At 38.9% G+C, this 25,995-nt stretch carries 22 protein-coding genes and 1 pseudogene; 4 read left to right on the forward strand and 19 right to left on the reverse strand.

Annotation, left to right across the window (positions count from 1 at the left end; all coding sequences use genetic code 11):
- Positions 1 to 10: 10 nt before the first annotated feature.
- The 4 genes from CRI88_RS00655 to CRI88_RS00670 all read right to left on the reverse strand — a co-directional run bounded on the left by CRI88_RS00655 (position 11) and on the right by CRI88_RS00670 (position 5,150).
- Positions 11 to 1,120: a Ger(x)C family spore germination protein gene (locus CRI88_RS00655; RefSeq protein WP_036118653.1), complete on the reverse strand. Its 1,110-nt coding sequence runs from the start codon at positions 1,118 to 1,120 to the stop codon at positions 11 to 13.
- Positions 1,117 to 2,205, reverse strand: a complete 1,089-nt coding sequence (locus CRI88_RS00660; protein WP_051891585.1) for a GerAB/ArcD/ProY family transporter — start codon at positions 2,203 to 2,205, stop codon at positions 1,117 to 1,119. The genes CRI88_RS00655 and CRI88_RS00660 overlap by 4 nt, the downstream gene beginning before the upstream one ends.
- 25 nt (positions 2,206 to 2,230) lie before the next feature.
- Entirely contained in the window at positions 2,231 to 3,625 is a 1,395-nt protein-coding gene (locus tag CRI88_RS00665; RefSeq protein WP_101966328.1) for a spore germination protein, read from the reverse strand.
- Between the two features lie 151 nt (positions 3,626 to 3,776).
- Positions 3,777 to 5,150 (reverse strand): amino acid permease, encoded by a 1,374-nt coding sequence (locus tag CRI88_RS00670; RefSeq protein ID WP_089933258.1) that lies wholly within the window; start codon positions 5,148 to 5,150, stop codon positions 3,777 to 3,779.
- Positions 5,151 to 5,660: 510 nt separating this feature from the next.
- Here CRI88_RS00670 and CRI88_RS00675 point away from each other — a divergent pair.
- Positions 5,661 to 6,830 (forward strand): FtsW/RodA/SpoVE family cell cycle protein, encoded by a 1,170-nt coding sequence (locus CRI88_RS00675; RefSeq protein ID WP_036118670.1) that lies wholly within the window; start codon positions 5,661 to 5,663, stop codon positions 6,828 to 6,830.
- Positions 6,831 to 6,860: 30 nt separating this feature from the next.
- Here the strand turns inward: CRI88_RS00675 and CRI88_RS22665 are convergent.
- From CRI88_RS22665 to CRI88_RS00705, 7 genes and pseudogenes are all read right to left on the reverse strand, one after another.
- Positions 6,861 to 6,974, reverse strand: a pseudogene (locus CRI88_RS22665) (IS200/IS605 family transposase); the annotation flags it as partial.
- 204 nt (positions 6,975 to 7,178) lie between these two features.
- Positions 7,179 to 7,388, reverse strand: coding sequence for a hypothetical protein (locus tag CRI88_RS00680; RefSeq protein ID WP_016995612.1), 210 nt, complete (start codon positions 7,386 to 7,388; stop codon positions 7,179 to 7,181).
- A 45-nt stretch (positions 7,389 to 7,433) separates the two neighbouring features.
- A complete protein-coding gene (locus CRI88_RS00685) occupies positions 7,434 to 8,951 on the reverse strand; it encodes an NCS1 family transporter (protein ID WP_036118680.1) in 1,518 nt (505 codons plus the stop codon).
- A 138-nt stretch (positions 8,952 to 9,089) separates the two neighbouring features.
- Entirely contained in the window at positions 9,090 to 10,352 is a 1,263-nt protein-coding gene (gene preA / locus CRI88_RS00690) for an NAD-dependent dihydropyrimidine dehydrogenase subunit PreA (protein WP_036118683.1), read from the reverse strand.
- A 200-nt stretch (positions 10,353 to 10,552) separates the two neighbouring features.
- A complete protein-coding gene (locus tag CRI88_RS00695) occupies positions 10,553 to 11,920 on the reverse strand; it encodes an NAD(P)-dependent oxidoreductase (protein ID WP_089933262.1) in 1,368 nt (455 codons plus the stop codon).
- Positions 11,921 to 12,019: 99 nt separating this feature from the next.
- On the reverse strand, positions 12,020 to 13,423 hold the full coding sequence (gene hydA, locus CRI88_RS00700; RefSeq protein WP_058844631.1) for a dihydropyrimidinase: 1,404 nt from the start codon (positions 13,421 to 13,423) through the stop codon (positions 12,020 to 12,022).
- 44 nt (positions 13,424 to 13,467) lie between these two features.
- On the reverse strand, positions 13,468 to 14,712 hold the full coding sequence (locus CRI88_RS00705; protein WP_089933266.1) for a Zn-dependent hydrolase: 1,245 nt from the start codon (positions 14,710 to 14,712) through the stop codon (positions 13,468 to 13,470).
- A 140-nt stretch (positions 14,713 to 14,852) separates the two neighbouring features.
- Here CRI88_RS00705 and CRI88_RS00710 point away from each other — a divergent pair, with 140 nt between their 5' ends.
- Positions 14,853 to 16,022 (forward strand): PucR family transcriptional regulator, encoded by a 1,170-nt coding sequence (locus tag CRI88_RS00710; RefSeq protein WP_036118693.1) that lies wholly within the window; start codon positions 14,853 to 14,855, stop codon positions 16,020 to 16,022.
- 119 nt (positions 16,023 to 16,141) lie between these two features.
- Here the strand turns inward: CRI88_RS00710 and CRI88_RS00715 are convergent, their stop codons facing one another.
- Positions 16,142 to 16,357: a hypothetical protein gene (locus tag CRI88_RS00715; RefSeq protein ID WP_101966329.1), complete on the reverse strand. Its 216-nt coding sequence runs from the start codon at positions 16,355 to 16,357 to the stop codon at positions 16,142 to 16,144.
- A gap of 36 nt (positions 16,358 to 16,393) precedes the next feature.
- Between CRI88_RS00715 and CRI88_RS00720 the strand changes: the two genes are divergently transcribed.
- Together CRI88_RS00720 and CRI88_RS00725 are read left to right on the forward strand one after the other, a co-directional pair.
- A complete protein-coding gene (locus CRI88_RS00720) occupies positions 16,394 to 17,755 on the forward strand; it encodes an aspartate aminotransferase family protein (RefSeq protein WP_101966330.1) in 1,362 nt (453 codons plus the stop codon).
- 13 nt (positions 17,756 to 17,768) lie between these two features.
- Positions 17,769 to 19,289: a CoA-acylating methylmalonate-semialdehyde dehydrogenase gene (locus CRI88_RS00725; protein WP_101966331.1), complete on the forward strand. Its 1,521-nt coding sequence runs from the start codon at positions 17,769 to 17,771 to the stop codon at positions 19,287 to 19,289.
- Positions 19,290 to 19,396: 107 nt separating this feature from the next.
- Here the strand turns inward: CRI88_RS00725 and CRI88_RS00730 are convergent, their stop codons facing one another.
- The 7 genes from CRI88_RS00730 to dinG all read right to left on the reverse strand — a co-directional run bounded on the left by CRI88_RS00730 (position 19,397) and on the right by dinG (position 25,913).
- Positions 19,397 to 19,726: a DUF378 domain-containing protein gene (locus tag CRI88_RS00730; RefSeq protein ID WP_036125191.1), complete on the reverse strand. Its 330-nt coding sequence runs from the start codon at positions 19,724 to 19,726 to the stop codon at positions 19,397 to 19,399.
- 198 nt (positions 19,727 to 19,924) lie between these two features.
- A complete protein-coding gene (locus CRI88_RS00735; protein WP_089933272.1) occupies positions 19,925 to 20,410 on the reverse strand; it encodes a methylated-DNA--[protein]-cysteine S-methyltransferase in 486 nt (161 codons plus the stop codon).
- The gene (locus CRI88_RS00740; RefSeq protein WP_089933275.1) at positions 20,397 to 21,311 is read right to left on the reverse strand and encodes a DNA-3-methyladenine glycosylase family protein; all 915 of its coding nucleotides are present in this window, start codon (positions 21,309 to 21,311) and stop codon (positions 20,397 to 20,399) included. Before CRI88_RS00740 ends, CRI88_RS00735 begins: the two co-directional genes overlap by 14 nt.
- 14 nt (positions 21,312 to 21,325) lie before the next feature.
- The gene (locus CRI88_RS00745; RefSeq protein WP_036125187.1) at positions 21,326 to 21,883 is read right to left on the reverse strand and encodes a bifunctional transcriptional activator/DNA repair enzyme AdaA; all 558 of its coding nucleotides are present in this window, start codon (positions 21,881 to 21,883) and stop codon (positions 21,326 to 21,328) included.
- A gap of 25 nt (positions 21,884 to 21,908) precedes the next feature.
- A complete protein-coding gene (locus tag CRI88_RS00750) occupies positions 21,909 to 22,676 on the reverse strand; it encodes an isocitrate lyase/PEP mutase family protein (protein ID WP_089933280.1) in 768 nt (255 codons plus the stop codon).
- A 174-nt stretch (positions 22,677 to 22,850) separates the two neighbouring features.
- The gene (locus CRI88_RS22670) at positions 22,851 to 22,973 is read right to left on the reverse strand and encodes a hypothetical protein (RefSeq protein WP_256375536.1); all 123 of its coding nucleotides are present in this window, start codon (positions 22,971 to 22,973) and stop codon (positions 22,851 to 22,853) included.
- A 168-nt stretch (positions 22,974 to 23,141) separates the two neighbouring features.
- The gene (gene dinG, locus CRI88_RS00755; protein ID WP_058844263.1) at positions 23,142 to 25,913 is read right to left on the reverse strand and encodes an ATP-dependent DNA helicase DinG; all 2,772 of its coding nucleotides are present in this window, start codon (positions 25,911 to 25,913) and stop codon (positions 23,142 to 23,144) included.
- Positions 25,914 to 25,995 lie beyond the last annotated feature (82 nt).

Raw genomic sequence — 25,995 nt, forward strand, 5'->3', positions numbered from 1 at the left:
TGGCCTCCATTTATTTTAATGTACCTGTACTAATAATGGACGTTTCTACATGGACTTTAACGTCTAATTTACTAATAAGCGCCCTCGTTTTTTTCGTCGTCCATTTCCCATGATAGTACATTCTAAATTCCTCACTTAAGCCAGCTGGGTCTACCTCTGCTTTATTTAATCGCTCTAAAAAATCACCAATATCCTGTTCAAGCTGTTTATTCACATCTTTTTCTAAATTACTAATGCTTTCAACTGTAAACAAATGAGATTCTCTTTTACCCTTATACTCGCTTAATGTACCCTTGATTGTTAAGAAAATCGTTAATTTTGGTGAATTCACGTTTTGATTACTCTCTTTTTTTACACTGCTCTCAATTAAATCAATCATGAGTTTCTCTTCCCCATGCCCTGCGTTTAAGTCTAAGTGTAACGGAGCAAGATTTTTCCGTCCATTCAAAGCTTGAATCACCAGTGCTTCCTCTGGTTTAATCAGTTCATGCATATGATTTCCTTTGAAAATTGCAACACCTTCCACCTCTAATTTATCTCCTCGCTTTTCAATATAAGGTAAAATGGTATCAATTACTGGATTCGTAATTGTATACATAAAATCATGGATATTGGTGTTTGGATTAAAGGCTGTATTAATACTAGGTTCTAATAGATCATTTAAATAAAAGTTAATATTAGGTTTATCAGGATAATCTCCCTTTAGAATAGCTTCTGCGTTATCTTTTACAACAGCGATGAGCACTTTATTTCCCACCTCTGCATTGCGATATAAATGCTGAATAATCTTTCTGACATTTCCTTTTCGTGCAAAATCCTCATTGACTAATACCACACGTAATTGATTGAAAACAATCTTTTTATCTGATTGTTTTTCTATTTTGACTATGCCACTGGACACTAGATCTGTCGTAATGGAAAAATTTTGCGTATCCTGCTCTGCCTCTGGAGAGTATTGAGGAATAGCCACTGTAAGCCTCATCTCATTTTCATCAATGTAATCAAATGCCATCGAATCAACCATGCCAATATCCTCTAATGGCACTTTTAGTTCTTTTCGAGAACAGCCCACAAGTAAAATTAAAACAATCAAACTGAGTATACATAGACGTGTTTTCATACTTGCACCTGCTTTTTCCTAAATAAGTAGATCATGATTAAAAATAGTGGCCATATAATTAAGATATAACCTATATAGTTACTTGCCAAAAATAGTTTATCCTGAACTTCTCTGGAAACAGGCATTTTAATAATGACAAAGATCAGACAGGTAATCATATATAAGTAATAATTCTTCTTTTTTTTAGGTAACGGAAATAATGCATGGGCACCTTGTTTCGCACACCATACATAAGCAGTCATAGAAGTTAAAATCAGAAATACCCAAAGTGTAATGCCAATAATATCAATACGCTCTATAAAGGTAAATTCCCCTGCTTTAAATAAATTCAACACCGAAAACTCTACATTTTTCAATTGCCATTCCGAATAATACATCACACTAATAAGCGTTGTGATAAAACATAAAAAAACACTAATCCAAACGCCTAATAAGGAATGACGAAAAGCCTTCTTTTTATCAATGATAAAAGGAAAATAAAATACAATTAATTCATATCCAAGAAATGAAAAATAGCCTTGCTTGAATGCTGCATAAAATTCTTTAGTCGTAAAATTAAAGAGAGGAAGAAAATGACTTACACTCCCTTTTTCAATCGCCCACCGTGTAAAATAGAACATCCAAATCGTAATAAAAAATGTCATGATACAAAATCTTGCAATTGATTTTATACCGCCATTTACGATGTAAATAAGCAAAAGTAAAAAGCAAAGTACAGGTAATGTAATCGTTTGTTCCTGTAACGCTGTACTTTGTATTAAATGCATATAGTTACTTATAATCCCTGCACTAAAAACAGTACATTGTAAAATGATGAAAAAATTGATGGCTTTCCCAATATATTTGCCTAAAAGTATTTCGTTCATCTTAAATAAATCATCATTAGGAAATTTCGAACACAGCCATACCATTGCAAACAGTGTAAGAGTCGCTATCAGACCATATAAAAGCGGCATAAATGTTTGAGAATATCCCATAGAACTTAATTTTTGAGGTAGTGAAAGGATACCCGTACCAAGCATTACACTTTGAGCTAAAAAAATGACATGATAGCGATTTAATACTTTGCCTTTCGTTGTACTCAAAGTTGACCACCTCATTCTTCTAGTTCTATTTTTTCTGTGCTTTTGAAAGACCTGATTTACTTTTTAGGTATTTAGTTGGAAATCGGATGACACCATCCAATAAATCGCTTGGCTTTCTAGGAATAGCGGGTGTCATATAATGCGTTCCTAACGATTTTAAACTTAATAAATGATGAATTAACCAGGCAAAGGCGAGCATCTGGCCAAATAAGCCAAAGAGTCCTGCTGATAAGATAAAAATATAGCGCACAAAACGGCTAGTATTACTCATTAAGAAAATCGGCGGTAGGAACGATAATAAGGCCGATGTCGCGACTAGCACGATGAGAATATTACTGAGTAACCCCGCTTCTACAGCAGCAGTACCAATAACAATACCTCCTACGATACCAATTGTTTGACCGACTTTGGCTGGCATTCGAGAACCCGCTTCTCGTAACACTTCAATAATCAGCTCGATAAATAGCACTTCAATCAGCGGTGGAAATGGTACTTTACTCCTCGACTCTTGAAGATTTAATAATAATTCATAGGGCAATATTTCTGGATGAAAGGTTAGAGCTGATATATACATGGGGGTAATCATAATTGTTAGGAAAAAACCAAAAAAGCGTAACATCCTTAGTAAAGTTGCCGTTGTCCATCGGTTGTAATAATCTTCAATCGACACAAACATTTCAAAAAAAGACGTAGGACAAACAATTGCTAACTGACTATTATCCATAAAAACGACGATTCTACCATCTAGAAGATAACGGCAAATACTATCTGGACGAACTGTCATATAATATTGCGGAAAGGGTGATAAAGGATTATCCTCAATTAATTGCTTCAGCACAGATATATCCGTAAATAATGGATAATCTACTTGATCTATCCGATTTCTTAAATCCTCTAAATTTTTATGACTCACAATATTATCCATATACATAATCGAGATTTTAATATTGGCTTCAGACCCGACAACACGGTTTTCATTTTTAAGCATAGCGCTTTGTATGCGTCTTCTCACCAATGAAATATTTGTTTCTAATGATTCTGTAAATGCATCCTGTGGACCGATTACTGTGGACTCCGTTTCAGTATCTGTAATGGCCCTTGTCGGTGCACTATACGTATCCACGCTTAACAACGCATTCGTTTCATGAAAAAAAAGGAGGGTTTGCCCAGCATTCAATTTTTTAACGGCTCCCTGGACATCCTTTGGGTCCACATATTGAGCGACTTGATGAATTTGTTTTAAATTATTAGCCAACGGAATCGTCACCATGGTTTGTAAGGTCATTTTTTCAATGAGCGAGGAGAAATAAATGACCGTGACATCTCCCTCTTCTGTCGCCACCATTTTCAGTTTTACATCATCAATTTCGTTGATCTCCTGCGTCAATTTAGCTACAATTTGTTCCGGTATCTCGTTCATTTCTTTCAACCCCTTTAATTCCGATGAATACCAGTCATTGTCATTCATTTTTTAGTAGTTTGGCTTTTATCCGTTCATTTATGTAAAAATTGTGCTAGTAAAAATAGACAGAAAAAAGGATGCATCTCACGTTGAGATACATCCCTCTAGCTTATTCTATAGAATCTTTACTGTAGCGGTTTTTGCCAATCCCAAACACATAGTAGCTAATTGTTACGAGGATTAGGAAAATAATACCAACAATTAATGATATACGTGTATCATCATTAATCCACATACCAACTAATACCATGATTAAAAAGATAATCGTTACATAGTTTGTAATGGGTGCGAAAGGCATTTTGAAAGGATGCTTAGCCAGTTGCGCACCCTTCTCTTTTCTAAAGCGAATTTGACTGATTAAAATAATAAACCATGGAATCATTCCTGGTAAAACACTCGCACTATATATATAAACAAATAAATTTTCAGGAGCAATATAGCTTAGGATGACACCAATGAATAGCCCGACTAACACACCTGCTGTTCCAAATAAAGGTACGCCATTCCTTGAAAGCTTGGCGAAAAATTTTGGTGCTTGTCCATTCATCGCAAGAGTATATAACATACGTCCAGCGCTGTAAATCCCACTGTTACAGCCTGACATAGCTGCTGTGATTACAACAAAATTAATGATACCTGCGGCAGCTGTAATACCTACTTTAGCAAATGTCGCCACAAATGGACTACCTATTGTCCCAAGTTCATCCCAAGGATACACCGTCACAATGACAAAGATCGCACCGATATAGAAAATTAAAATACGCCAAATGATACTTTGAATGGCATTAGTAATCGTTTTTTGTGGATTTTTTGCTTCTCCAGCCGTAATCCCGATAAGCTCTACCCCTTGATATGCAGCAACAACTAAAGATAAGGCAAAGAAGAAGCCTGTCCAGCCACCTGTAAAGAAGCCACCGTGACTCCACAAATTAGATAAACCAATGGCAATACCATCATTGCCAAAGCCAAAGAAGATCAGCCCTACACCTGCTACAATCATTAAAATGATCGTGACAATTTTAATCATCGCAAACCAAAATTCAAATTCCCCAAATGATTTGACAGAAATAAAGTTCGCCAAACCTAAAATAATCATCGCAATAAGACCTGGTATCCACGCTGGTAATTCTGGATACCAGTATTGCATATACGTTCCGACTGCTATAATTTCAGACATCCCAACAATAACCCATTGGAACCAGTTACTCCACGCTGTTAAATACCCCGCTAAAGGATGGATATACTTATAGCCAAACGTTGCAAAAGAGCCTGTACTCGGCTCCATATAAAGCATCTCACCCATTGCCCTCATAATGAAAAAAATAAAAATACCTGCAATACCATAGGCAAGGAGTACAGAAGGTCCCGTCCATTGAATTGCACTGGCCGAGCCCATAAATAGCCCTACACCAATCGTACCGCCAAGTGCAATCATTTGGATATGACGTGCTTCTAATCCTCGTTTTAATTCCTTATTGGCCACTCGTTAACGCCTCTTTTCTGATGTTCTCTCTACGTTGAATACCTTTAAAATCATAATCAATTTTTCTAAAAAAGACAAATGTATTTTTAGGAAAAACAAAAAATAATGATATTTTGATAGATTTAGCTCATACCGCTCTTTCATTTTATAACTTTACTAAATAACGCAAAGGAGTCTCCACTAGGTTAGTAGAGACTTCTTTTAACGCTTAATTTGATTAATAGGCTAGTATAACTTTTCCCTAAATTATCAACATTAAAAATACCTAATAATCCATTAGATAGTACAAGTAGCTTGTCTTTCCCATATGTATCAAAAAACCAGTTATCCATATATCACCAATAATTAAAGTATATAGCTAGAAATCACTTGTTCTATTTTTGTGGAAATTGGATGAATAGTTAAGCAAAATAATCTGAAGTCAAATTTATTACCCCGTTATGTCGCAACCTTCCATAGTTACCAATCGTTATCGTTAATAGTTGCTTCTAACAAAGGGGAGATATTTGAATGTTACATTTCAATAAATTGGATAAAAGTTTAGTAATTAGCTTGATGCTACTAGGTATGATTAGTTGTCTCTTTGTCCATTCCAGTAGTACGGTGTTCGAACAGTATTCAAGCTCATTTATTATAAAGCAGTTTATTTATTACATAATCGGATTTTTAACTATGTATGGGATAGCCATACTTGATATTGAACAGCTTAAAAAAATTGGCTGGCCGTTTTATTGGATAATGGTGTTATTAACATTTAGCTTATTCATTGCACCTGAAAGTATAGCTAGAACTATAAACGAGGCGAAGCGCTGGTACCAAATTCCTTTGCTAGGATCATTTCAGCCGTCAGAGTTTTTAAAGTTCGCCTTTTTAATCGTTGTCAGCAAGGTTATCGTCGCACATCGAGAGAAATACGAACGTCCTACCTTTTTCACGGATATGAGGCTTCTCTTCATAATTGCTATTATATCACTTCCACCGATGCTCGCCGTTTACAAGCAACCTGATACAGGCATGGTCATGCTTTATATGTCGATGATTTTACCAATGATTTTCTTTTCAGGCATACAAAGAAAATTGCTTGTCATCTTTACAGCCGTCCCTCTATCAATTATTAGTGTTGTGGTACTTTTATATGTAAAATCCCACGATTTTTTTACAGATAAAATTTTAAATAAATTATCAGGGCATCAAATTTCTCGAATTCATGGTTGGTTACAGCCATATGAATATCCAGATTCTTCTTATCAAACGAGGCAGGGGTTTTTAGCAATTGGTACAGGTGAGTTTACTGGGAAAGGATACATGAACAATAATGTTTATGTCGTGGAGAAACATACTGATTTTATTTTTGCGAATATTGCCGAAGAGCTAGGCTTTATTGGAGGATCATTTATAATTGCACTTTTATTTTTTGTTATTTACCGTATTGTTGTTATTACAGTACAAGCAAGAGACCCATTTATGACACTGATGGGTGCAGGAATTTCTAGCTTATTGGCCTTCCAAATTACCCAAAATATTGGTATGACCATTGGGCTTCTACCAGTAACTGGTATGACACTGCCATTTTTAAGCTATGGTGGAAGTTCACTAATATCAAATTTTATGCTAATGGGTATTGTGATGATTATCTACAAATCTTATAGCGGCTATATGTTTAAAGCAACAAAGGAATAAGTAATGAAATGTATAAGCTTTTAGTATTACTGCTTCTAGCAGGAGTAGCTTTCTTATGCTTACCATCTGGCGTAAAACTTTACCTATATCTGCTTTGATTTGCCCATAAATAATCTGTCTTCTATACTGGGGAGCAAAGACGATTTAATACTTACAATTCCATGTTGTGTGCTAAACTTTTATAATCCATTTGGATTCCCTTTCGTACGAAGTTGATTGACCAGACCTCATTGTACGAAAGGGTTTTTTTCTTGTCTATAGCTAGAAGCTCTTTGGAACCCTCGCATCGTTTCAAAAGATACAAAAAACTCTATTCCCATCTCATTGAAAGGAATAGAGTGTAGGTCATTATTGTAATAATGTTTGTTCTTGTAATTTTGCAGAGAAGTATTTACGTGCATCCGCTGTCAGAATTTGCAACAATGTCACTTCTTCCTGACGAGCAAATTCTACAAACATCCCACTTAAATTTTCGTAGACATATTTGATTTTAAAGCCACTATCTAAATAATGATCTACTTTTTGGATTTCCTCTGTGCTTTGTTGGAATTCAGACATGTCATCACCTCACCTTCTTTTGAAAATGTCTTGATGTAGTCTATCTTACTCGGCGCCCTTCATTTCTAACAGAGGATCTGGTTGCTCCACAAGTTCTTCCTCCTCTAGGGCCGACGTTGGAGCAGATGCTGGTTGCCCAAATAGTTCATCCAAATTATGCCCGACTGTAATGCCTAAATATTTGGCATCACTCGGGTCTTCTAGCTCCGCCTGTGGATACTTTTTAAACCACCAATACTTCGCTAATACATAATATACAGCCGCTCCAACAACAAATCCTACTAAAGAGGAATAAGTTGCAAAAATATTCGCGACCGCTCCCCCAATGACCCAGGCAATTAACCCGGCCATATTAAAGCCCTTATAATATTTAAATTGCCCATCTAACTCATAAAGCTCTTTAACATGAACACGGCGTTTACGAATTAGGTAATAATCAGCAAATAAAATACCTACAATGGCCGTTAAAATACCGCCAATTATTAATAGGACATTGACCATCACATCAAATAGGCTCCAAGGCTGTGCAATAATACCAATAATTCCTGCAATGACAACCCCTACCCAAAACGGTACTTTAGGACCGCCAATATTAGAGAAAATCGTCGCAGCTGGCACAACATTGGCAGAGGTATTAGTCGACCATTGCGCTAACACAATCATCAACAATAAAATACCTAAAATAAAGCCGCTTGCACTTTGTTGTAGGGCGTTGATCGGATCAGCCGATGCAACAGCCATATAACAAACTGCTCCAATTGCGACAATGAATGTATTGGTAATTGGCATAACAATTAATGAGCCAACAAGCTGTGTTTTATTACGCTTAAACCAATTTCGCTCATTTTTAGGTGCCTTAAAGAAACGAGATAGGGAAGGCATATCGGCTGCGAGTGTTGCCCAAAAGCCCATATTTGCCATCACGACTACCATAAAAGCGGTAAAAGCAGCAATGCCTGTTGTTGGGGTTTCCACCCACGTCCAAATATTTTTTCCTTGTGACGTTGCACTATCTGCTAATGTGTAGTACATCCAACAAGAAATTAAAATAATGACAGGTGCTGCTAAATCAGCAAAGCGCTCAATGGATTTAATACCTAGGGATGTATTAAAAAGTTGAAGAGCAGCAAATACAAGGAAACAGATAAACCAATTATTAAAGCCAAACATTAAATTTAAAATACCATTTATCGCTAAAGCACCGAAATACGTATTAAGACCAAACCAACAAGCAGCTGTGACACCACGTACAAGGGAAGGTATATGTGTACCGAATGTGCCAAAAGGTGCACGCATATAGACTGGGAATGATAGCCCATGCTCAATTCCTATATCACCAATTAACGTCATAAAGACACCGATTAAACAAGAGCCTACCAATGTTGCTACAATAACCATTGGTAGTGATAAGTTCATAATGGCTGAGCCACCAATGGCAAAAGCCGCTAGAACAATCGCCATGCCAATCCAAATCACTGCAAAACCAAATGTTCCAATATTTCTTTGTTGATGTGTCACTGGAAGTAAATCTGGGGATTTCAAATAATTCCCTTCACGTTCCATCCTACTTCTCTCCTTTTTCTCTAATTTCCGTGACAACCTACTTGAAGTTATGCCTTCCTCCACCAAATGCTGAAGGAAGGTGGAATTTCGATTTTAATCATCTGTTATCTTATATTCAGTATTGAGCTAAAGAGGCCATTATTTTGATAGACTGCTCAGAAGGGCTTGACGTTCATTCCATGTCATTGGCGGAATCGTTGATGGACGTTCTACCATTGTAATGGCACCGTCGACAGGACAAACAATGGAGCATAGGTTACAGCCGACACAGTCTTCCTCACGAACCTTTAGCATTGGACGATCACCCTCTGTATAGAGATCAATACATTGATGGGAAGTATCCTCGCACGCAATATGGCACTTATTACAATTGATACAAACATCATTATTAATTTCTGCAACAATTTTATAATTTAAATCCAAATCACCCCAGCTTGAATATCTTTGCACAGAGCGACCTACTAAATCCATGACCGAAGCTAGGCCTTTATCATCTAAATAATTATTCAGTCCATCAATCATATCCTCCACAATACTAAAACCATGATGCATCGCTGCTGTACATACTTGGACGCCTGTGGCACCCATTAAAATAAACTCTGCTGCATCTTGCCAGTTCGAGATACCACCAATGCCCGAAATCGGTACATTGACTAATGGATTACGGGCACATTCTGCAACCATATTGAGGGCAATCGGTTTAACTGCTGGACCACAATAGCCACCATGTGCCCCTTTGCCAGCTACATTAGGCACTGTATTCCACGAATCTAAATCGACACCTGCTAGACTATTAATCGTATTAATCATACTAACTGCATCTGCTCCACCTCTTGTCGCTGCCTCCGCCGTTACAGTAATATCTGTAATGTTTGGTGTTAGCTTCACAATAACAGGTGTACGCGCTGCTTCCTTTACCCAGTACGTTTGTTTTTCCACCAACTCAGGGACTTGACCAGAGGCAGAACCCATGCCTCGTTCTGCCATCCCATGTGGACAACCAAAGTTAAGCTCAAGACCATCAACCCCCACATCTTCTACGCGTTTCACAATTTCATGCCACTTTTCCTGCTTTGGCTCTACCATTAACGAGGCAATAATCGCATGATTCGGAAATCTCTTTTTCGTCTCATATATTTCTTGTAAATTTACTTCTAATGGTCGATCTGTAATTAACTCAATATTGTTGAAGCCTGCGACACGTTGACCATTAAAACTAACTGCTGCAAAACGAGAGGACACATTTAAAATTGGTTCCCCCAATGTTTTCCAAACAGCACCACCCCAGCCTGCTTCAAATGCACGCTGTACTTGATAACCTGAATTCGTTGGTGGTGCGGATGCTAGCCAAAATGGATTAGGTGATTTGATACCCGCTAAATTAATGCGTAAGTCAGCCATATAAGTTCCCCCTCTATCCCTTATTAACAAGTTATTTTGTACCGAAAGCATAGCATCAGGTATAAGCTGTAAGACCCCGACTTCAGAATGTAAAGGTATGCCCAAATATTCAAATGCTGGATCAACAGCCTGTAAAAACCCGATTGGTGAAACGAACAATCCGCGGAGGATGAAAAACCTTCACGGATTGAAGGTTCACTCTATGCAATCTCACTTGGTTTTCTTAAACGTTCATGAATCTTGTATGCTGCATCTTTTCCTTGTTGTACAGCGGTCACCACCATCGCTTCCCCCTGTCCATTACCAAAGACAACATCTCCACAAGCAAATACTTTGTCATGAGACGTTTGCATTGTCGTTTCATCAATATCGACAACCCCATTTGTATGGGCTAAACCAAAGGCTTCAATTAACGATACAAAACGCGTTTGTCCAATGGCTTTAATCACCGCATCCACTTCGATGATAAAATTGGAGCCTTCAACTTCTTCTGGTCGTTGTCTCCCATCAGCACCAGCCTCACCAAGCTTCATTTTCACACATTCAATGCCTGTCACCTTGCCCGCTTCATTGCCAATAATTTTCTTCGGTGCAGTTAGCCATTTAAATTCCACGCCATCCTGCTTAGCAAATTCATATTCAAATTTGTACGCTGTCATTTCTTTTTGCGTTCTTCTGTACAGAATTTGCACATTGTCAGCACCTAAGCGCACTGCACTTGTAGCACCATCAATGGCTGTATTTCCTGCTCCAATCACAGCTACTCGTTTTCCTACAATATCATTTGTAAGCGGTCCCATTTTTGTTTTTCGCACAAAGTCAATGGCATCATGTACACCTTCTAGTTCTTCACCTTTAATGCCCAGATTTGGCACAGCCCCCATACCGACAGCTAATATCACACTGTCATATTGCGCCAAAATTTCAGCTGCAGTAATATCAACACCTACAGCTGTATTGGTTTGAATGTCCACACCGAGCTGTTCAATTTGGTCCACTTCCCAATCTACAACTTCATTTGGTAAACGGAACGCTACAATGCCATAGCTACCTAGACCTCCAGCTTTTGCCTCCGCCTCATAAATCGTTACATGATAGCCTAAGCGGCTGAGTTCACGTGCTGCCGATAAACCAGCAGGGCCTGCTCCAATAATGGCTACTTTCTGTCCATTATGCTGGCCTGGTTGGAATAGCTGGGCATTTGTTTCCATTGCCCAATCCGTTGCATAACGCTGTAACTCACCAATTTTAATTGGCTTTGTTGAAGAATTTAAGACACACGCCCCTTCACACAGTTCTTCGGTTGGACAAACCCTCGCACAGCTTGCACCAATAGGATTTGCTTCTAATATAGTCGTAGCAGAACCCTTCATATTACCAGATGCAATTTTTTTTATGAAATTCGGGATTTGAATACTTGTTGGACAGGCTTTAATACATGGAGCGTCATAGCAATATAGACAACGATTGGCTTCCTCAATAGCCTCATTCTTTGTCATCTTTCCTTTTAATTCCATGAAATTACGTCTAAGCTGTATGGTCATCGCGTTTTCTTGAATCGGAACCATTTCCACATCCCCCTCATGTGAGCATTTTTTCCGTGAATCAATTACTAAACCGATTGTTTTGTTCTCCAGTCAAAACAATCGGTCGTCTACTGAAGGAAGCTAAATATTTAACGCTTCCGCAACTACTGTTCTTAATGGACGTTTAATGTATTGTCCACTGCCAAGTATGCCTACAAATTCTTTATTTTTAATGACATATTCCCCTCGGACTAGGACACTAACAGGCTCCCCAGTCACTTCCCAGCCTTCATATGGGTTATAGTCAACATTCATATGATGCGTTTTAGCCGAAATTTGGCGTTTTGCCTCTGGGTCAAAAATAACGATATCCGCATCAGAACCAATCGCAATCGTTCCTTTTTGCGGGAATAAGCCAAATATTTTTGCCGCACTAGTAGAAATCATATCCACAAATTCATGGATTGAAATTCTCCCCTTTGCTACGCCCTCCGAATATAAAATACTGAATCGATCTTCAATGAATGGCCCGCCATTTGGAATTTTCGAGAAATCATTTAAGCCTAGCTGCTTTTTGCCCTTAAAGCTAAAGGAGCATTGATCTGAGCCAATGGTCTGAAGCTGTTTCGCCTTTAATGCATGCCATAAATGCTCTTGATGATACTTCGGACGAAGTGGTGGCGACCATACATATTTGGCTCCCTCAAAGCCTGGCTGTGCTAAGGCTGATTGATCGAGTGTTAAATATGGCGGACAAGTTTCACCATAGACGTCATAGCCTTTTTCACGAGCAGCAATAATTTCATCCACTGCTTCTTTACATGTCACATGCACCACATAGAGCTTTGCTCCAGCAATATGGGCTAATTCGATGGCACGCTTTGTTGCCTCTCCCTCTAATTCGGCTGGACGAGTCAGTGCATGATAAATGGGTTCTTTATGACCAGCACGTCGAGCTTCTTCTACCAGCTCATCAATAACAGAGCCATTCTCACAATGTACCATCACCACGGCACCAAGATCTTTAGCGATTTTAAAGGCTTTAAATAAAGTACGATCTGTTGCTTGGAATTCTTTTGCATACGCCATAAAGACTTTTACAGAGGTAATGCCCTCTTGCTCCAGTAGCTTCGGTAATTCAGCTTCCGTTTCAGGTGTTAAGTCGCCAATCATTAGGTGGAAACCATAATCAATAGCTGACTTTCCTTTAGCCTTGTCATGCCATTTCTCCACCGCTGTAGACAATTTTTCTTCCCCAGCTGTTAAACAGAAATCTAAAATAGTAGTTGTCCCACCATAGGCCGCTGCAATTGTACCTGATTTCCAATCATCATCTGTCACCGTATTATTGAATGGCATATCTAAATGCGTATGGGGATCAATGCCACCAGGTAATACGTACTTCCCTGTTGCATCAATTATTTCAGCATTAGCATCCGTTAAATTTTGTCCAATCTGAACAATTTTACCGTTATCAATTAAAATATCTGCCTCAAATACGTCAGCAGCAGTTGCAACTCGTCCACCTTTAATGATTTTTTTCATTGTGCCCCTCACCCTTCATCACAAAATTAGAGAATCCTTGATGTTTAATGCAGTGTATATGTCTCGCCCAGACTAAACTTTGTTTGTAGCGTTAACACCGTTTCTAGTAGAATATCTGCTCCCTTTGCACAATCCTCAAAGGTTGTTTCCTCTTCTTCACAATGACTCTTGCCTTCGATACTTGGGACAAAAATCATCGCGGAAGGAACCATACTTGCCATATACTGTGCATCATGACCAGCGCCGCTAAACATACGATGAGCTAAGTAACCAAAGCTTTGACATGCTCTTTCTACTTCATTGCAAATGGCGCTATCGAAATGCACGGTATCTCTTCCCCATAGCTTGACAGGCTGAATATGGCATCCGCCTGCTGTCTCTGGAAGTGCATGGAGAATATCCTCAACCAGTTGCATGACCTCTGGCTTTTGGTGACGGGAATCAATGGTAAATGTCACCTTATTCGGGATGACTGTATGAATATTTGGAGAAACATGCATACGACCAAAGGTAAACACAAGCTGTTCATCCACCTTGCCTAATTGCTCATGGAGCTCTGTCATGATCGTCGATGCAACAATCATCGGATCTTTGCGCATTGACATTGGCGTTGTCCCTGCGTGATTCGATTGCCCCGTAATGGTGATTTCGTAGCAGACCATACCTAGTACACCTTCAACAACACCAATTTCACGTTTTTTTGCCTCTAGTACTGGCCCTTGCTCAATATGCAATTCAATATAAGCCAGTGCTTCTTTTAGACGATTGACCTGCTCTCCTTCATAGCCACTTGCTTGTAATGCTTCTTGAAAGCGAATGCCATTTTTATCTGTGGATTGCAGCATTTTTTCTTTATCAAACTTCGAGGTGATGACCCCTGAACTCATCATGGCTGGATCAAAACGTGCCCCCTCTTCGTTCGTGAAATTGACAATCATGAGTGGAATATCCACTTCAATGTCATTTTCCTTTATTGTTCGAATGGCCTCGATAGCTGTTAGTACGCCTAACACGCCATCAAATCTCCCACCTTTTTCAACAGAATCTAGATGGGAACCCATAACGATGGGCGGCACATTCTTTTTCCCAGGAAGCATGGCATAAATATTCCCCATATCATCTACCTGAATGTTCATACCTAACGCCTCACAACACTTACAAAAATAGTTTCTTGCTAAAACGTCCTCATCCGAAAGAGACAAACGTGTGACACCACCATTGTCAGTGGCTCCAAATTGACTAAATTGTTCAATTAACTCTTGCAATCGTCTACTATTACATTTATACATATGCAAGTCCTCTCTTTCACAGTAGTTATTAAACATTCTAAAATAAATAAAACTTGTGAGATATGGATAGTAAACTAAAAAAATATGTGCAACTGCACATCATATATGGTAAGTTATGTTCATAATTAAGGGGGGTAAATATGGGGACGATTCGCAAAATTGTAGAGGGTGTTCAATTCCCAATGCTCACATTAGTCGCTGGACATAGTGGTACGTATCGCAGAGTTACTGGTATTAACGTTGTGGAGAGCAGTGATTTAATCATGTTTTGTAGACCTAATGAATTAGTCGTCACAACAGGCATTCATTTAGATGCACAAGCAGCTTCCTTAGAACAGCTTGTCAAACAAGCCTACACCAAAAAAGTAGCTGGCTTTATCATTAATACAGGGCCTTTCATTCCTGATATTCCTGAAGCCGTCATCTCTTTCGCTAATCAACATGATTTCCCTATTTTTCAAATGCCATGGAATTATCGTATTGCCGATCTATTAAAAACTACTTTTCAATTTATTGCCAACCATCATCAAGAGCTCTCCATCGAAGAAAAGGTACTTTTCAATCTACTATTTCACTACAAACAAAACGCTAACACGATGAAAGATCAACTAGCACAGCTAGGATTTCCCCACGGGAGAGAATTAGCGATCATTACTTGCACAACCATTGGCACCCAAGCCTCTATTGACCGTTATGAGGTGATGATGCAATTCGCTTTTCAAAATCGCTATCAACGCTTCTTAAAATTAAAGCATAAAAATCACCTCATTTTTCTAATTGATAAAGCTCAAATCATAACACCGAATGTACCCTTCTCAAAAGTCGTGGAAGAAATCTATGAAAAAATCACCTTAAAAAACGGTTTCTTAGATATTATTATCGGAAAAGGGAACTATTATAAAGAGCTAGAAAATGCTCGTAAAAGCTATGATGAGTCATTAACTGTCATTCATTTAGCACAGCTTCATAACAACCGTTACTTATACAAATATCAAGAAATTGGTGCTTATAAAATACTTATGGCTGTGCAAAATCAGCCCTTGATGAAGTCTTTCAGTCAGGATATTTTAGGACAGCTTTATCGCTATGATGAATTGCACAACACAGATTACGTTCCTTTTTTACGCATATTTGTTGAGGAAAATGGCAGTACAAGTAGGATTAGTGAACGTCAATTTATTCATCGTAATACGGTTCTTTATAAAATAAAGAAAATCGAAATGCTATTGGACATGGACTTAAGTAATCCCTTTACGAAAACTAACCTGTATATTGCTTTTTTAATTGAGGATGTTTTAACACATCAGTAGATTACTTAATTATCTGATTTTTCAATCTTTTTACCTCTGCTATTTTTTCAAAAAAACTCGGCTACAAAATCTGCGACATCCTCCAGAGATTGTGAGGCAACATGATATTGGTCACACCGTCATTGCCACAGAACGTGGTGTTTTTTGACGGTGTTCTTTTCTTTCAGCGATTGATTGGACACCCACTGCAAACACTCATCTCCCTCAGAGTAGGAGGAAATCTTCAGTTCAATCAAGATAAATACCCCTTCTAAAACACTTAAGGCATACATATAAAGTACAAATGGGGTCAACTGTGCATTTTCGTTGTCCACATCTGATACAAACATATGCATGCTATTCAACCACCTATACAGAGGGAGTGAAGCTTCGTGACTAATGTAACAAGCCCAAATTGGCAAGTGAAAGATGAACAATTTGTTTGGCACTCTATGAAGCCATACAATCCGAATGCAACGATGATTGTCCAATCGTCTAAAGGAGCATGGATTACCGACATTGAAGGAAAACGCTATTTAGATGCTATGGCTGGTTTATGGTGTGTGAATGTTGGCTATGGACGAGAGGACATTGCCAAAGTTGCCTATGAGCAATTGCTTGAAAATACGTATACACCATTATCTGTAGGGCATATCCCTGCCATTAAATTAAGCGAAAAAATTAGTGAGCTTTTAGAAGATGATTATGTCGTCTTTTTCTCCAATAGTGGCTCTGAAGCAAATGAGGCTGCCTTCAAAATCGCTAGACAATATCATCAACAAAAAGGTCATGCCAATCGAACGAAAATTATCTCTCGTTATCGTGCCTATCATGGGAGCTCAATGGGTGCTTTGGCAGCTACTGGACAAGCTCAGCGAAAATATAAATATGAGCCACTGGCACCTGGTTTTCTTCATGTCACACCGCCTGACACGTATCGTGCAAATGAAGACCATATTAAAAGTAAGGACCCTTGTGCATTACCATCCGTTCAAGCGATTGATCATATTATGACATGGGAAATGTCCGATTCCATTGCAGCTATCATTATGGAGCCGATCATCACTGGTGGTGGCGTGCTTATGCCCCATGACCATTACTTACAAGGGGTCAAAACTATTTGTGAAAAGCATGGTGCATTGCTTATTGTCGATGAAGTAATTTGTGGTTTTGGACGTACTGGCAAAGCTTTTGGATTTCAAAATTACGGCATCCAGCCTGATATTGTGACAATGGCGAAAGGCTTAACAAGTGCTTATATGCCTCTGTCAGCTACAGCTGTTCGCCGTGAAATTTATGAGGCTTTTGCAGGGAGTGAGGAATATGACTTTTTCCGCCATGTCAACACATTCGGTGGATCACCAGCGGCATGTGCCGTAGCACTAAAAAATATTGAAATAATGGAGCGGGAAGATTTATTTGCCCAGTCCGCTTCGCTAGGAGCAACACTTCTGGCTACCTTACAGGAGCAATTAAAGGAACATCCATATGTTGGGGATATTCGTGGGAAAGGCTTATTGATTGGCGTTGAGCTTGTTCAAGATAAAGACAGCAAAACACCACTCGATGTTACGCTTGTAAACAAAGTGATTGCGCAATGTAAGGAACTCGGATTAATCATTGGGAAAAATGGTGTAACCGTTGCAGGTTTCAATAATGTATTGACATTATCTCCGCCACTGATTATCTCCTCAGATGAGAAAGATTTTATTATTGAAAAATTTGTGCAGGCATTACAATCTATTAAACTTTAGGAGGAATAGCTAGATGGTAACGAATACCGACATAAAAGAGCTAGGTCATTTTATCAAAGGACAAACGATTTTAGGGAAAAGTGGCCAGTTATCAGATGTTCACAACCCAAGTACTGGCACTGTCATCGCTCGTGTTCCTTTAGCAACAACAGCGGAGGTGCAGGAAGCGATTACTGCTGCCAAAGCTGCCTTCCCAGCTTGGCGTGCTTTATCTATTGGGAAACGAGCAGAAATCGTCCTAAAGTTTCGCCAACTATTAACAGAAAATATGGATGAGTTAATCGATATGATCTGTACTGAAAGTGGCAAAACAATGGAGGATGCAAAAGGCGAAATTACACGAGGTTTAGAGTCAGTAGATTTAGCTATTAATGCCCCACATCTACTAAAAGGTGAATATTCCGTTAATGTAGGTGGTCATATCAATGCCTATTCGATGAAAGTACCATTAGGCGTAGTGGCGGCTATCTCGCCATTTAATTTCCCTGCCATGGTTCCACTAGCCATTACAAGCATGGCGATAGCCGTAGGAAATTGTGTGATTTTAAAGCCATCAGAGCGTGTTCCTTGCTCCGCTCTATTTTTATCAGAGCTATGGAAAGAAGCTGGTTTACCAGATGGTGTCTGGACTGTCATTAATGGCGATAAAGAGGCTGTCAATGAGCTGTTATGCAACCCAGCCATTGAAGCAATTTCCTTTGTCGGCTCTACACCCGTCGCAGAAGCTATTTATGCCACAGCCTCTAAACATGGGAAACGTGTGACAGCGTTAGGTGGTGGTAAAAATAATATGGTGGTTATGCCAGATGCTGACTTAGAGCACGTTGCCAATGCCTTTCTAGGTGCTGCCTTTGGAGCTGCCTCTCAGCGTTGTATGGCGATTTCAACTATTATTCCTGTAGGTGAGGATACAGCCAATAAATTAGTCAGTATTCTTGCTGATAAAATTGCCAAATTAAAAGTGGGTCCGTATACAGACTCCGAAGTCGATTTTGGACCAGTTATTACACAGCAGTCCAAGGATGCCATTATTGGTTTTATCGATCGTAGCGTGGAAGAAGGTGCTACAATTGTCTGTGATGGAAGAAATCCTAATATCGCCAAGCAATCGAATGGTTTCTACTTGGGTCCTACCCTACTCGATCACGTAAAGCCTGGGATGGAAATTTATGAGCAAGAAGTATTTGGACCTGCACGGAATATTGTTCGAGTAGCTACATTGGATGAGGCAATTGCTCTTATTAATGCCCATGAATTAGGGAATGGTGTGACAATCTTTACAAACAATGGTGCGGCTGCTCGGAAATTTACCACTGAAATTGAAGTTGGAATGGTAGGTGTCAACGTGCCCATTCCTATTCCAGTAGGCTATCACAATTTCGGTGGCTGGAAACGTTCAAGATTCGGTGAAGGGCATATGTTTGGCCCTGACCAAGTACGTTTCTTCACAAAAACGAAAACCATATCAGAAAGATGGGTGGAACAAGGAAATGATGTAACCTCATCCTTTGCTTTTCCGAGTAATCAAGACTAATCACTAAAATAAACATTCGTGTTGCTTCTTAAAGGAGCCATGCGAATGTTTTTGCTCTATATAAAAAAACTGACGAACCAAATTGGTCACCAGTTTTTGCAGATTGATTAGTCGTTCTCTTTTTTCTCCACTTTTTTCACTTCTGTCTTTGTTACTTCAGTGAAATCCGCTTCCTCCCCAGCCTCCATGCCATAGCTAGGATTTCTGTCCATACGAGTGAATGTATCTACATCATCCTCGTCTTCAAATCGCTTCACAAGAATTGGTATGGTGATTAGACCCGCAAGTCCAACAAGGGCATATATCCATCGAGATAAGACCGCAGTTTGTCCACCAAACAAATAAGCAACTAAATCAAATCTAAAGAATCCAATGAGTCCCCAGTTGATTGCACCTATAATGACTAATACTAAGGCAATTCTATAAAGCACGCTCATGCGTACACCTCCTTTATCGTCTTTACTCCAAGCTGAATTTTCAGCAGGGAGATGTCATAAGAAGCGATAAAATGACAAAGACTAGTCATTAAAACCGCCATTTTGACGGTCTTATTTTTTGCAATAACTACTTTTTTATACAGCATGGAATTGCAGTGATGCTATTATCACAAAGAAAGGTACGACGATGAACGAACATTACTTGGATGGATTTTTATAGGTTTGCTCATGCTGAAGTAGCCATTCTTTGCGCCACATCCCGCCACCATACCCTGTCAACGTTCCATTAGAGCCAATAATTCGATGGCAAGGAACAACAATGCTTATATTATTTTTGCCATTGGCGCTACCGACAGCTCTTACAGCTTTTTCATTATTAATGGCCATTGCAATATCTTTATAAGAAGCTGTTTCACCATAGCCTATACTAGGTAAGGCATGCCAAACTGCTTGCTGAAAATCAGTACCTTTAAAGGTGTAGGGAAATGAAAACGCATGACGTTCACCAATAAAATACTCATGCAATTGCTTAGCACATGTTAGTAGCACTTGAGGAGTATCTTGTTGAGGGATATTGACAATCTCCCCTCGCTCTGCAAAATTAATCCCATCAATAGCTGTTTCACTACCTTCGATTTCAATAATTCCAATGGGCGATTTGTAATCTAATTTATACCGTTTCATATAGTGACCTCCATAAATAAAAGGTGGCATAAGCTTGCCAGCCTTGCCAATGTTTCGCATAGTGATGAATTTCCTCAAGCGTTGGTTTTCGCTCTAATGCTAATTGTGTTTTTATTGCATTATGCAATCCAACATCCGCAATGGGGAAAGCAGATGGCTCTTGTAAACATTTCATCAACACATAGGCGGCTGTCCATGCACCAATGCCTCGAATAGCCATTAAACTTTTTTTCATGCCCTCGTAGCCGTCTTTTTGACGCAATAAGTCTTTTGTCAATTGGCCATTTGCTATACTTTTCGCAATATCAATAATGTACTCTGATTTCCTCAATGTAAATTGAAGGCTTCTCAAGTCCTCTACCTGAATGGCTGCTATTTTTTCTGGTGTCGGAAAGAGCCAGTAGCTTTGTCCCTTAAAGTGAACATGCTCTCCAAAATGTTCTACAAATCGTTTTTTTAACGTATAAGCGAATGTTAAATTGATTTGTTGTCCAATAATAGCCCACACCAATGCTTCAAATAAATCAGGAATTCCGATTAAACGTAATCCACTATATTTTTTCGTAAGTGAACATAAGATGGGATCCTGTTCAGCCATCTGGTAATAGTCCTGTAAGTTCCTGTTTAAATCAAACCACTCTGTTATATATTGTACGATGATTGCTCGTTCATGGACAGCTGGCTGATTCATCAGAAAGGATACTTTTATTTTATTGTCTTGCTCGGTGACGGTACATAAAATAAGCCGTTCATTTATCTTTAATAATTTGCAGAGTGTGTCCTTTTTTATATGATGCAAATTTTCTTGATTGGAGCGCTTTAAGAACAGCAAACATTCCATATAATTGAATTCTTTTGGTGGTTCGATGACTACATAACAATCGGCATTTATCCAATTCATAATAGGTCTCCTTTCTATGAAAGGTGTCGATATTGTGTAGGTGAACAATTTTTCAACCGTCGAAAAACTTTATAAAAATTGGATGGACTTTGAAATCCTACTTCATAGCAAATTTCTAAATTTGTAGCATCTGTATGCTTTAATAAGTGGGCAGCTTTATCAATTCTTATTTTTTCTAGATATGTTCTGGGAGTCTCTTCTGTTTCTTGTTTAAATAATCGTTCAAGATGAAATGGACTGATGCCGACATGCGCCGCCATATCCTGTAATGTCAGCTTTTGTTTATACTCGTTGATGATAAATGCTGTAATATTTTTAATCAATTGGGTATGTGGTGAATGTTCTATTTCAGGCTGACAACGTTTACATGCACGATACCCGGCTGCTTCTACTTCTTGAATATCTTCATAAAATTCAACATTCACCTTTTTCGGTTTTCTTGATTTACAGGAAGGACGGCAATATATTTTAGTGGTTTTAACTGCCGTATAAAATAGCCCATCATAGGTTTGATCACATGCTATGATTTTTTCCCACTTTTCCTCAAAGGATAAATTGATTGGATTGTCCACGAATGAACCACCTCGATTTCATAGATTACACATATAAAGAAGAAGTATCTTGGTCTTTTACTAATTGTGCAGCATGCTGTGATAAATAGGCAATGATTTTATCTGAAAGTGCATTGCCAAAGCTCAAACGCCTTACCCCTAATTCTTTTAATAGTTGGCAATTTGTTAATCCTGGTAAAGAAAGAAGATTGATGGGTGCATCTACATTGCTTGTGATAGCACTTATTTCATTGATATCTATTAAGCCTGGGATAAAGACCCCACTTGCTCCGCTCTCGCTATAAGCTTGTGCTCTCATCATGGTTTCCTCGAACGGATGCTTTAGCAGCAAATACATATCTGTTCTTGCATTAATAAAGAAATCTTTATAGCCATGATTATCTAGCCTTGCCCTCATATTTGCTAGCAGGTGACAGTGTTTTGTTATATTTCTTAATCCAGTTTGCTTTTTAAAGGAATCCTCGATGTTAATTCCTGCTACTCCAACATCAGCTGTTCTTAACACATTGTCGATAATACTTTGTTCATCATGACCATACCCCGCTTCAATATCCGCAGATACGGGGATGTTCACCTGCTCTGCAATAGCTTGAATAATATTTAGATGGTGTTGAAAGTCTATCCATTCACCGTCAGCATAGCCTAATGAATTCGCTATACCCCAGCTAGTTGTGCCAATCGCCTGAAAACCTGCTTTTTCTAATGCTAATGCCGATAATACATCCCAAGCATTTCCTAAAAACAACAGCTCTTGTGAACAATGTAAATCATTGAATTCCTGAATTTTTGACATAGCGAAAGCCTCCATACTGTTTGATTGACCTCATATTATCAGGAATTCTCCACTTATTTCGTCCTCAATCTTGCTATTATGGTCTCGTTGGACGCAATAGGGGCATACAAAAAAGACGTCCAAAACAATCGCTTTGTCCTGACGTCTTTTCATGTTATTTCAAATCAAACTACATTAAGTAAGCGCCTGTTCCTTTGCATGCTTACGTTGGAAGGCAATTTCTTGTCGTTTTTCTTTCGTTACACGTTGCCAAATGAGCACTGTAATAAACCCAATAATGGCTATGATGTTCAACAAGCAACGGAAATCGTCATGAACTATATTACTGAGATTGTTCGAAACGCCAACCTTTTTTTATGTGTAAAATAAAAATAAGCAACAGTGATTATGATAGCAAAATAATATTATCAAACCCCTCAATACAATAGTAAAACCCCTTCTAGCTTATGCTAAAAGGGGTTACTGTTATTTTTGCCAATGATTTAGTTCTTTTAACAATTCGGGTAGCTGTAATTTCCTTACGTCGATGGGCGGTAATGCCTTAATAAACTCTTTTCCATAGGACTTACTAGTAATACGACGATCTAGTACAATGAACGCACCTTTATCTTGTGAAGAACGAATTAATCGACCAAAGCCTTGCTTAAAGCGCATAATGGCCTCTGGTAAGGAAAGCTCTGTAAAGGAATTACGGCCTTGAGCTGTTAGATGCTTTGCTCTCGCTTTAAAGACGGGCTCTTCTGGTGAAGAAAATGGTAGGCGTACGACAATGACAGAGGCAAGGGCATCCCCTGGCACATCCACACCCTCCCAAAAGCTATTTGTGCCAAAAAGCACGGCATGGCTAAATTTTTGGAATGATTTTAAAATGCGCATACGGCTACCGCCTGTCACACCTTGTGCAAAAAGCATATAGTCATCTAAAAGCTCACTATCTTGAATAAGCTCGACCGTTTTTCGTAGCATATCCTGTGCCGTAAAGAGCACAAAGCAACGCCCCTCTGTCATACGAACTGTCCGTGTAATAGCATGGGCAACAGCCTCAATGTATTCTTCTTGGCTGACATGCTGAATATCTGGCATATCAGTTACAATAAATGCCTTAGCGCCCGCATAATAGGCTGGTGGTGCTTGTAGTTTCATAACTTTGACTTCATTTGAGATGCCTAGCTGACGTGTAATAAAACGTTCATTGCCAGGTACCGTTAATGTACCTGATGTCCAAACAATACTTGCTTGCTGACGTAGAGGTGCTAACACTTGTTCAATAATTGGTGTGACATTGACGGGCTTTTTAAAGACATGGAGACTGCCTGGAACACTTCGTACATCAAATTCTAACCAAACAGAATTGCCGTCCTGCGGGGAGAGAAAAATATCTTCCCATTCTGCAATTTTTATTTTCACTTCTCGAATCCAATACTGCCATTCAGACAATACAAAAAGGTCATTTTTATCTAATTGCTCGATATTATTTTCGAAAGCCTGCGTAATTCCACTAGCTAGATCCAACCATTGCTGTGTCAGTTTACTGACTAGTGCAAATGGCTCTTTCGCCAATGAAACATCCTCTAAAAACAAGGTACATTTACTACCAGTTTGCTTCCCTTTAACTTGCTGTTGCATTTTTTGAATCGCTTGCTGAATTGTTTCATCAAATGTTCGTTGTAGACGGATAAATTGTGCATCCAGTCGCTGTAAATTTTGCATAGCTACTCGCTGTTTTTTCTTTGCTGCCTGGCAAAACTGTTGAAATAAAGCACTGTCCTCCATCGTGCCGATTTGGCCGAAAATATACTTCCATTGTGTATAGGAGAAGACAACCTCATCTTGCTGCATTGCTGCCTGAATAAATTGATGTGCCTCATCCATAATCCAGCCATCAATTTGTGTAAAGAGCGGTGTTTGACGCACTAAATCGCTCAATACCATGGCATGATTCGTCACAATACAGTCCGCAACAGTGCTATTCTTTAACGCTCGTTCATAGAAATCAAAGCCCTTTGAAGGCTTGTCACTCGGTATTTTGCGGATTTTCTCTAAAAACAGTTGGCCGCCACCAGAAACATTGAGCTCACTTAACACACCTGTCTCTGTTTTTGTCAGCCAAACGAGTATTTGTAAAATAGTAAATGTATCATCATAGGATTCATCAGCATGGGCCATACATTGCTCAAAGCGTTCCAGATCAATGTAATGTTGCATTCCCTTTAGCACACATAAATTCACTTTTGTCCCAAGAATTTTTTCAATCTTAGGTAGCTCTTCCTCTACAAGCTGTTCCTGTAGATGAGAAGTATAGGTGCTAATGGCTATCTTTTTATGGACAGCTCGTGCATACAAAATCGCAGGAAGTAAATAGCCAGCGGTTTTGCCAATACCTGTAGAAGCTTCAATCACACACTCTTTTTGTTCATGTAATGCCTGCCAAATCGTGTCCATCATCTCAAATTGTGCAGGTCTTACCTCAAAATTTGGGAGTGCCTTTGCCATTAATGCCTTTTTTTCATCCACCGTTTGCGGATAGTCCATCGTTTGTGATTCATTCTCATGCTGATTACGACCATTACAAATGGCAAAATTGCGGTAATAATGCACATTTTCATGACCTGTCAGATGCTGACGTTTAATTTGTAATGCCTCGAAAAAAAGCTGAGCAATATTTGATTTCATGCGAAATGAACGCTTGTGCATCTGCTCTAGCGTTAGCTGTGGGAGATTTAACAGCTCCTTCCAGCAATATTTGAATAGCTCTGCCGTAGCAAGAGCATCGTCGTCTGCTCGATGTGCATTGGCTAGCTCGATATTTAAATCTGCTGCTAAATCCCCTAGCTTAAAGCTGAGGGACATCGGAAACAAAATTTTAGCTAGCTCCACCGTATCCATTTTTTTACCCTGCCACTTCAATAGTCCGGCACGTTTAAATTCTGCTTGTAAAAAGGATAAGTCAAAATCTGCATTATGTGCGACAAACACACAATCAGTTAAGAGTTCATATATGTAATCCGCATGTGCCTCAAATGGTAAGGCATCCTTAACATCTTCATCCGTGATATGCGTTAAATCTTGAATGAAAGATGGAATGGTTTTTCCTGGATTAATGAACTTCGTATAGGTACGCTCAATTTCCCAATCTTTCATAATAACAATCGCGATTTGAATCATCCGGTCTCCATTTGCTGGTGAATGACCAGTTGTCTCCAAATCTACAATTGCATATTTTTGACTTTCCATCATACATCTCAACTCACAGTTCACATTAGATAAGTTGAATTTTATCATAGATTTGTCTTTACGGCATCCTTTCTCCTCCTTCGGT

The sequence above is a fragment of the Lysinibacillus fusiformis genome (genome assembly GCF_002845985.1).
Lineage (GTDB): Bacteria > Bacillota > Bacilli > Bacillales_A > Planococcaceae > Lysinibacillus > Lysinibacillus fusiformis_D.

What these genes read in the sequence shown, in the direction of transcription:
- CRI88_RS00655 (WP_036118653.1), bottom strand. Translation starts at nt 1,120, where the DNA reads ATGAAAACACGTCTATGTATACTCAGTTTGATTGTTTTAATTTTACTT.
- CRI88_RS00665 (WP_101966328.1), bottom strand. Translation starts at nt 3,625, where the DNA reads ATGAACGAGATACCGGAACAAATTGTAGCTAAATTGACGCAGGAGATC.
- CRI88_RS00675 (WP_036118670.1), top strand. Translation starts at nt 5,661, where the DNA reads ATGTTACATTTCAATAAATTGGATAAAAGTTTAGTAATTAGCTTGATG.
- CRI88_RS00680 (WP_016995612.1), bottom strand. Translation starts at nt 7,388, where the DNA reads ATGTCTGAATTCCAACAAAGCACAGAGGAAATCCAAAAAGTAGATCAT.
- CRI88_RS00685 (WP_036118680.1), bottom strand. Translation starts at nt 8,951, where the DNA reads ATGGAACGTGAAGGGAATTATTTGAAATCCCCAGATTTACTTCCAGTG.
- preA (WP_036118683.1), bottom strand. Translation starts at nt 10,352, where the DNA reads ATGGCTGACTTACGCATTAATTTAGCGGGTATCAAATCACCTAATCCA.
- CRI88_RS00695 (WP_089933262.1), bottom strand. Translation starts at nt 11,920, where the DNA reads ATGGTTCCGATTCAAGAAAACGCGATGACCATACAGCTTAGACGTAAT.
- hydA (WP_058844631.1), bottom strand. Translation starts at nt 13,423, where the DNA reads ATGAAAAAAATCATTAAAGGTGGACGAGTTGCAACTGCTGCTGACGTA.
- CRI88_RS00705 (WP_089933266.1), bottom strand. Translation starts at nt 14,712, where the DNA reads ATGTATAAATGTAATAGTAGACGATTGCAAGAGTTAATTGAACAATTT.
- CRI88_RS00710 (WP_036118693.1), top strand. Translation starts at nt 14,853, where the DNA reads ATGGGGACGATTCGCAAAATTGTAGAGGGTGTTCAATTCCCAATGCTC.
- CRI88_RS00715 (WP_101966329.1), bottom strand. Translation starts at nt 16,357, where the DNA reads ATGCATATGTTTGTATCAGATGTGGACAACGAAAATGCACAGTTGACC.
- CRI88_RS00725 (WP_101966331.1), top strand. Translation starts at nt 17,769, where the DNA reads ATGGTAACGAATACCGACATAAAAGAGCTAGGTCATTTTATCAAAGGA.
- CRI88_RS00730 (WP_036125191.1), bottom strand. Translation starts at nt 19,726, where the DNA reads ATGAGCGTGCTTTATAGAATTGCCTTAGTATTAGTCATTATAGGTGCA.
- CRI88_RS00735 (WP_089933272.1), bottom strand. Translation starts at nt 20,410, where the DNA reads ATGAAACGGTATAAATTAGATTACAAATCGCCCATTGGAATTATTGAA.
- CRI88_RS00740 (WP_089933275.1), bottom strand. Translation starts at nt 21,311, where the DNA reads ATGAATTGGATAAATGCCGATTGTTATGTAGTCATCGAACCACCAAAA.
- CRI88_RS00750 (WP_089933280.1), bottom strand. Translation starts at nt 22,676, where the DNA reads ATGTCAAAAATTCAGGAATTCAATGATTTACATTGTTCACAAGAGCTG.
- dinG (WP_058844263.1), bottom strand. Translation starts at nt 25,913, where the DNA reads ATGATGGAAAGTCAAAAATATGCAATTGTAGATTTGGAGACAACTGGT.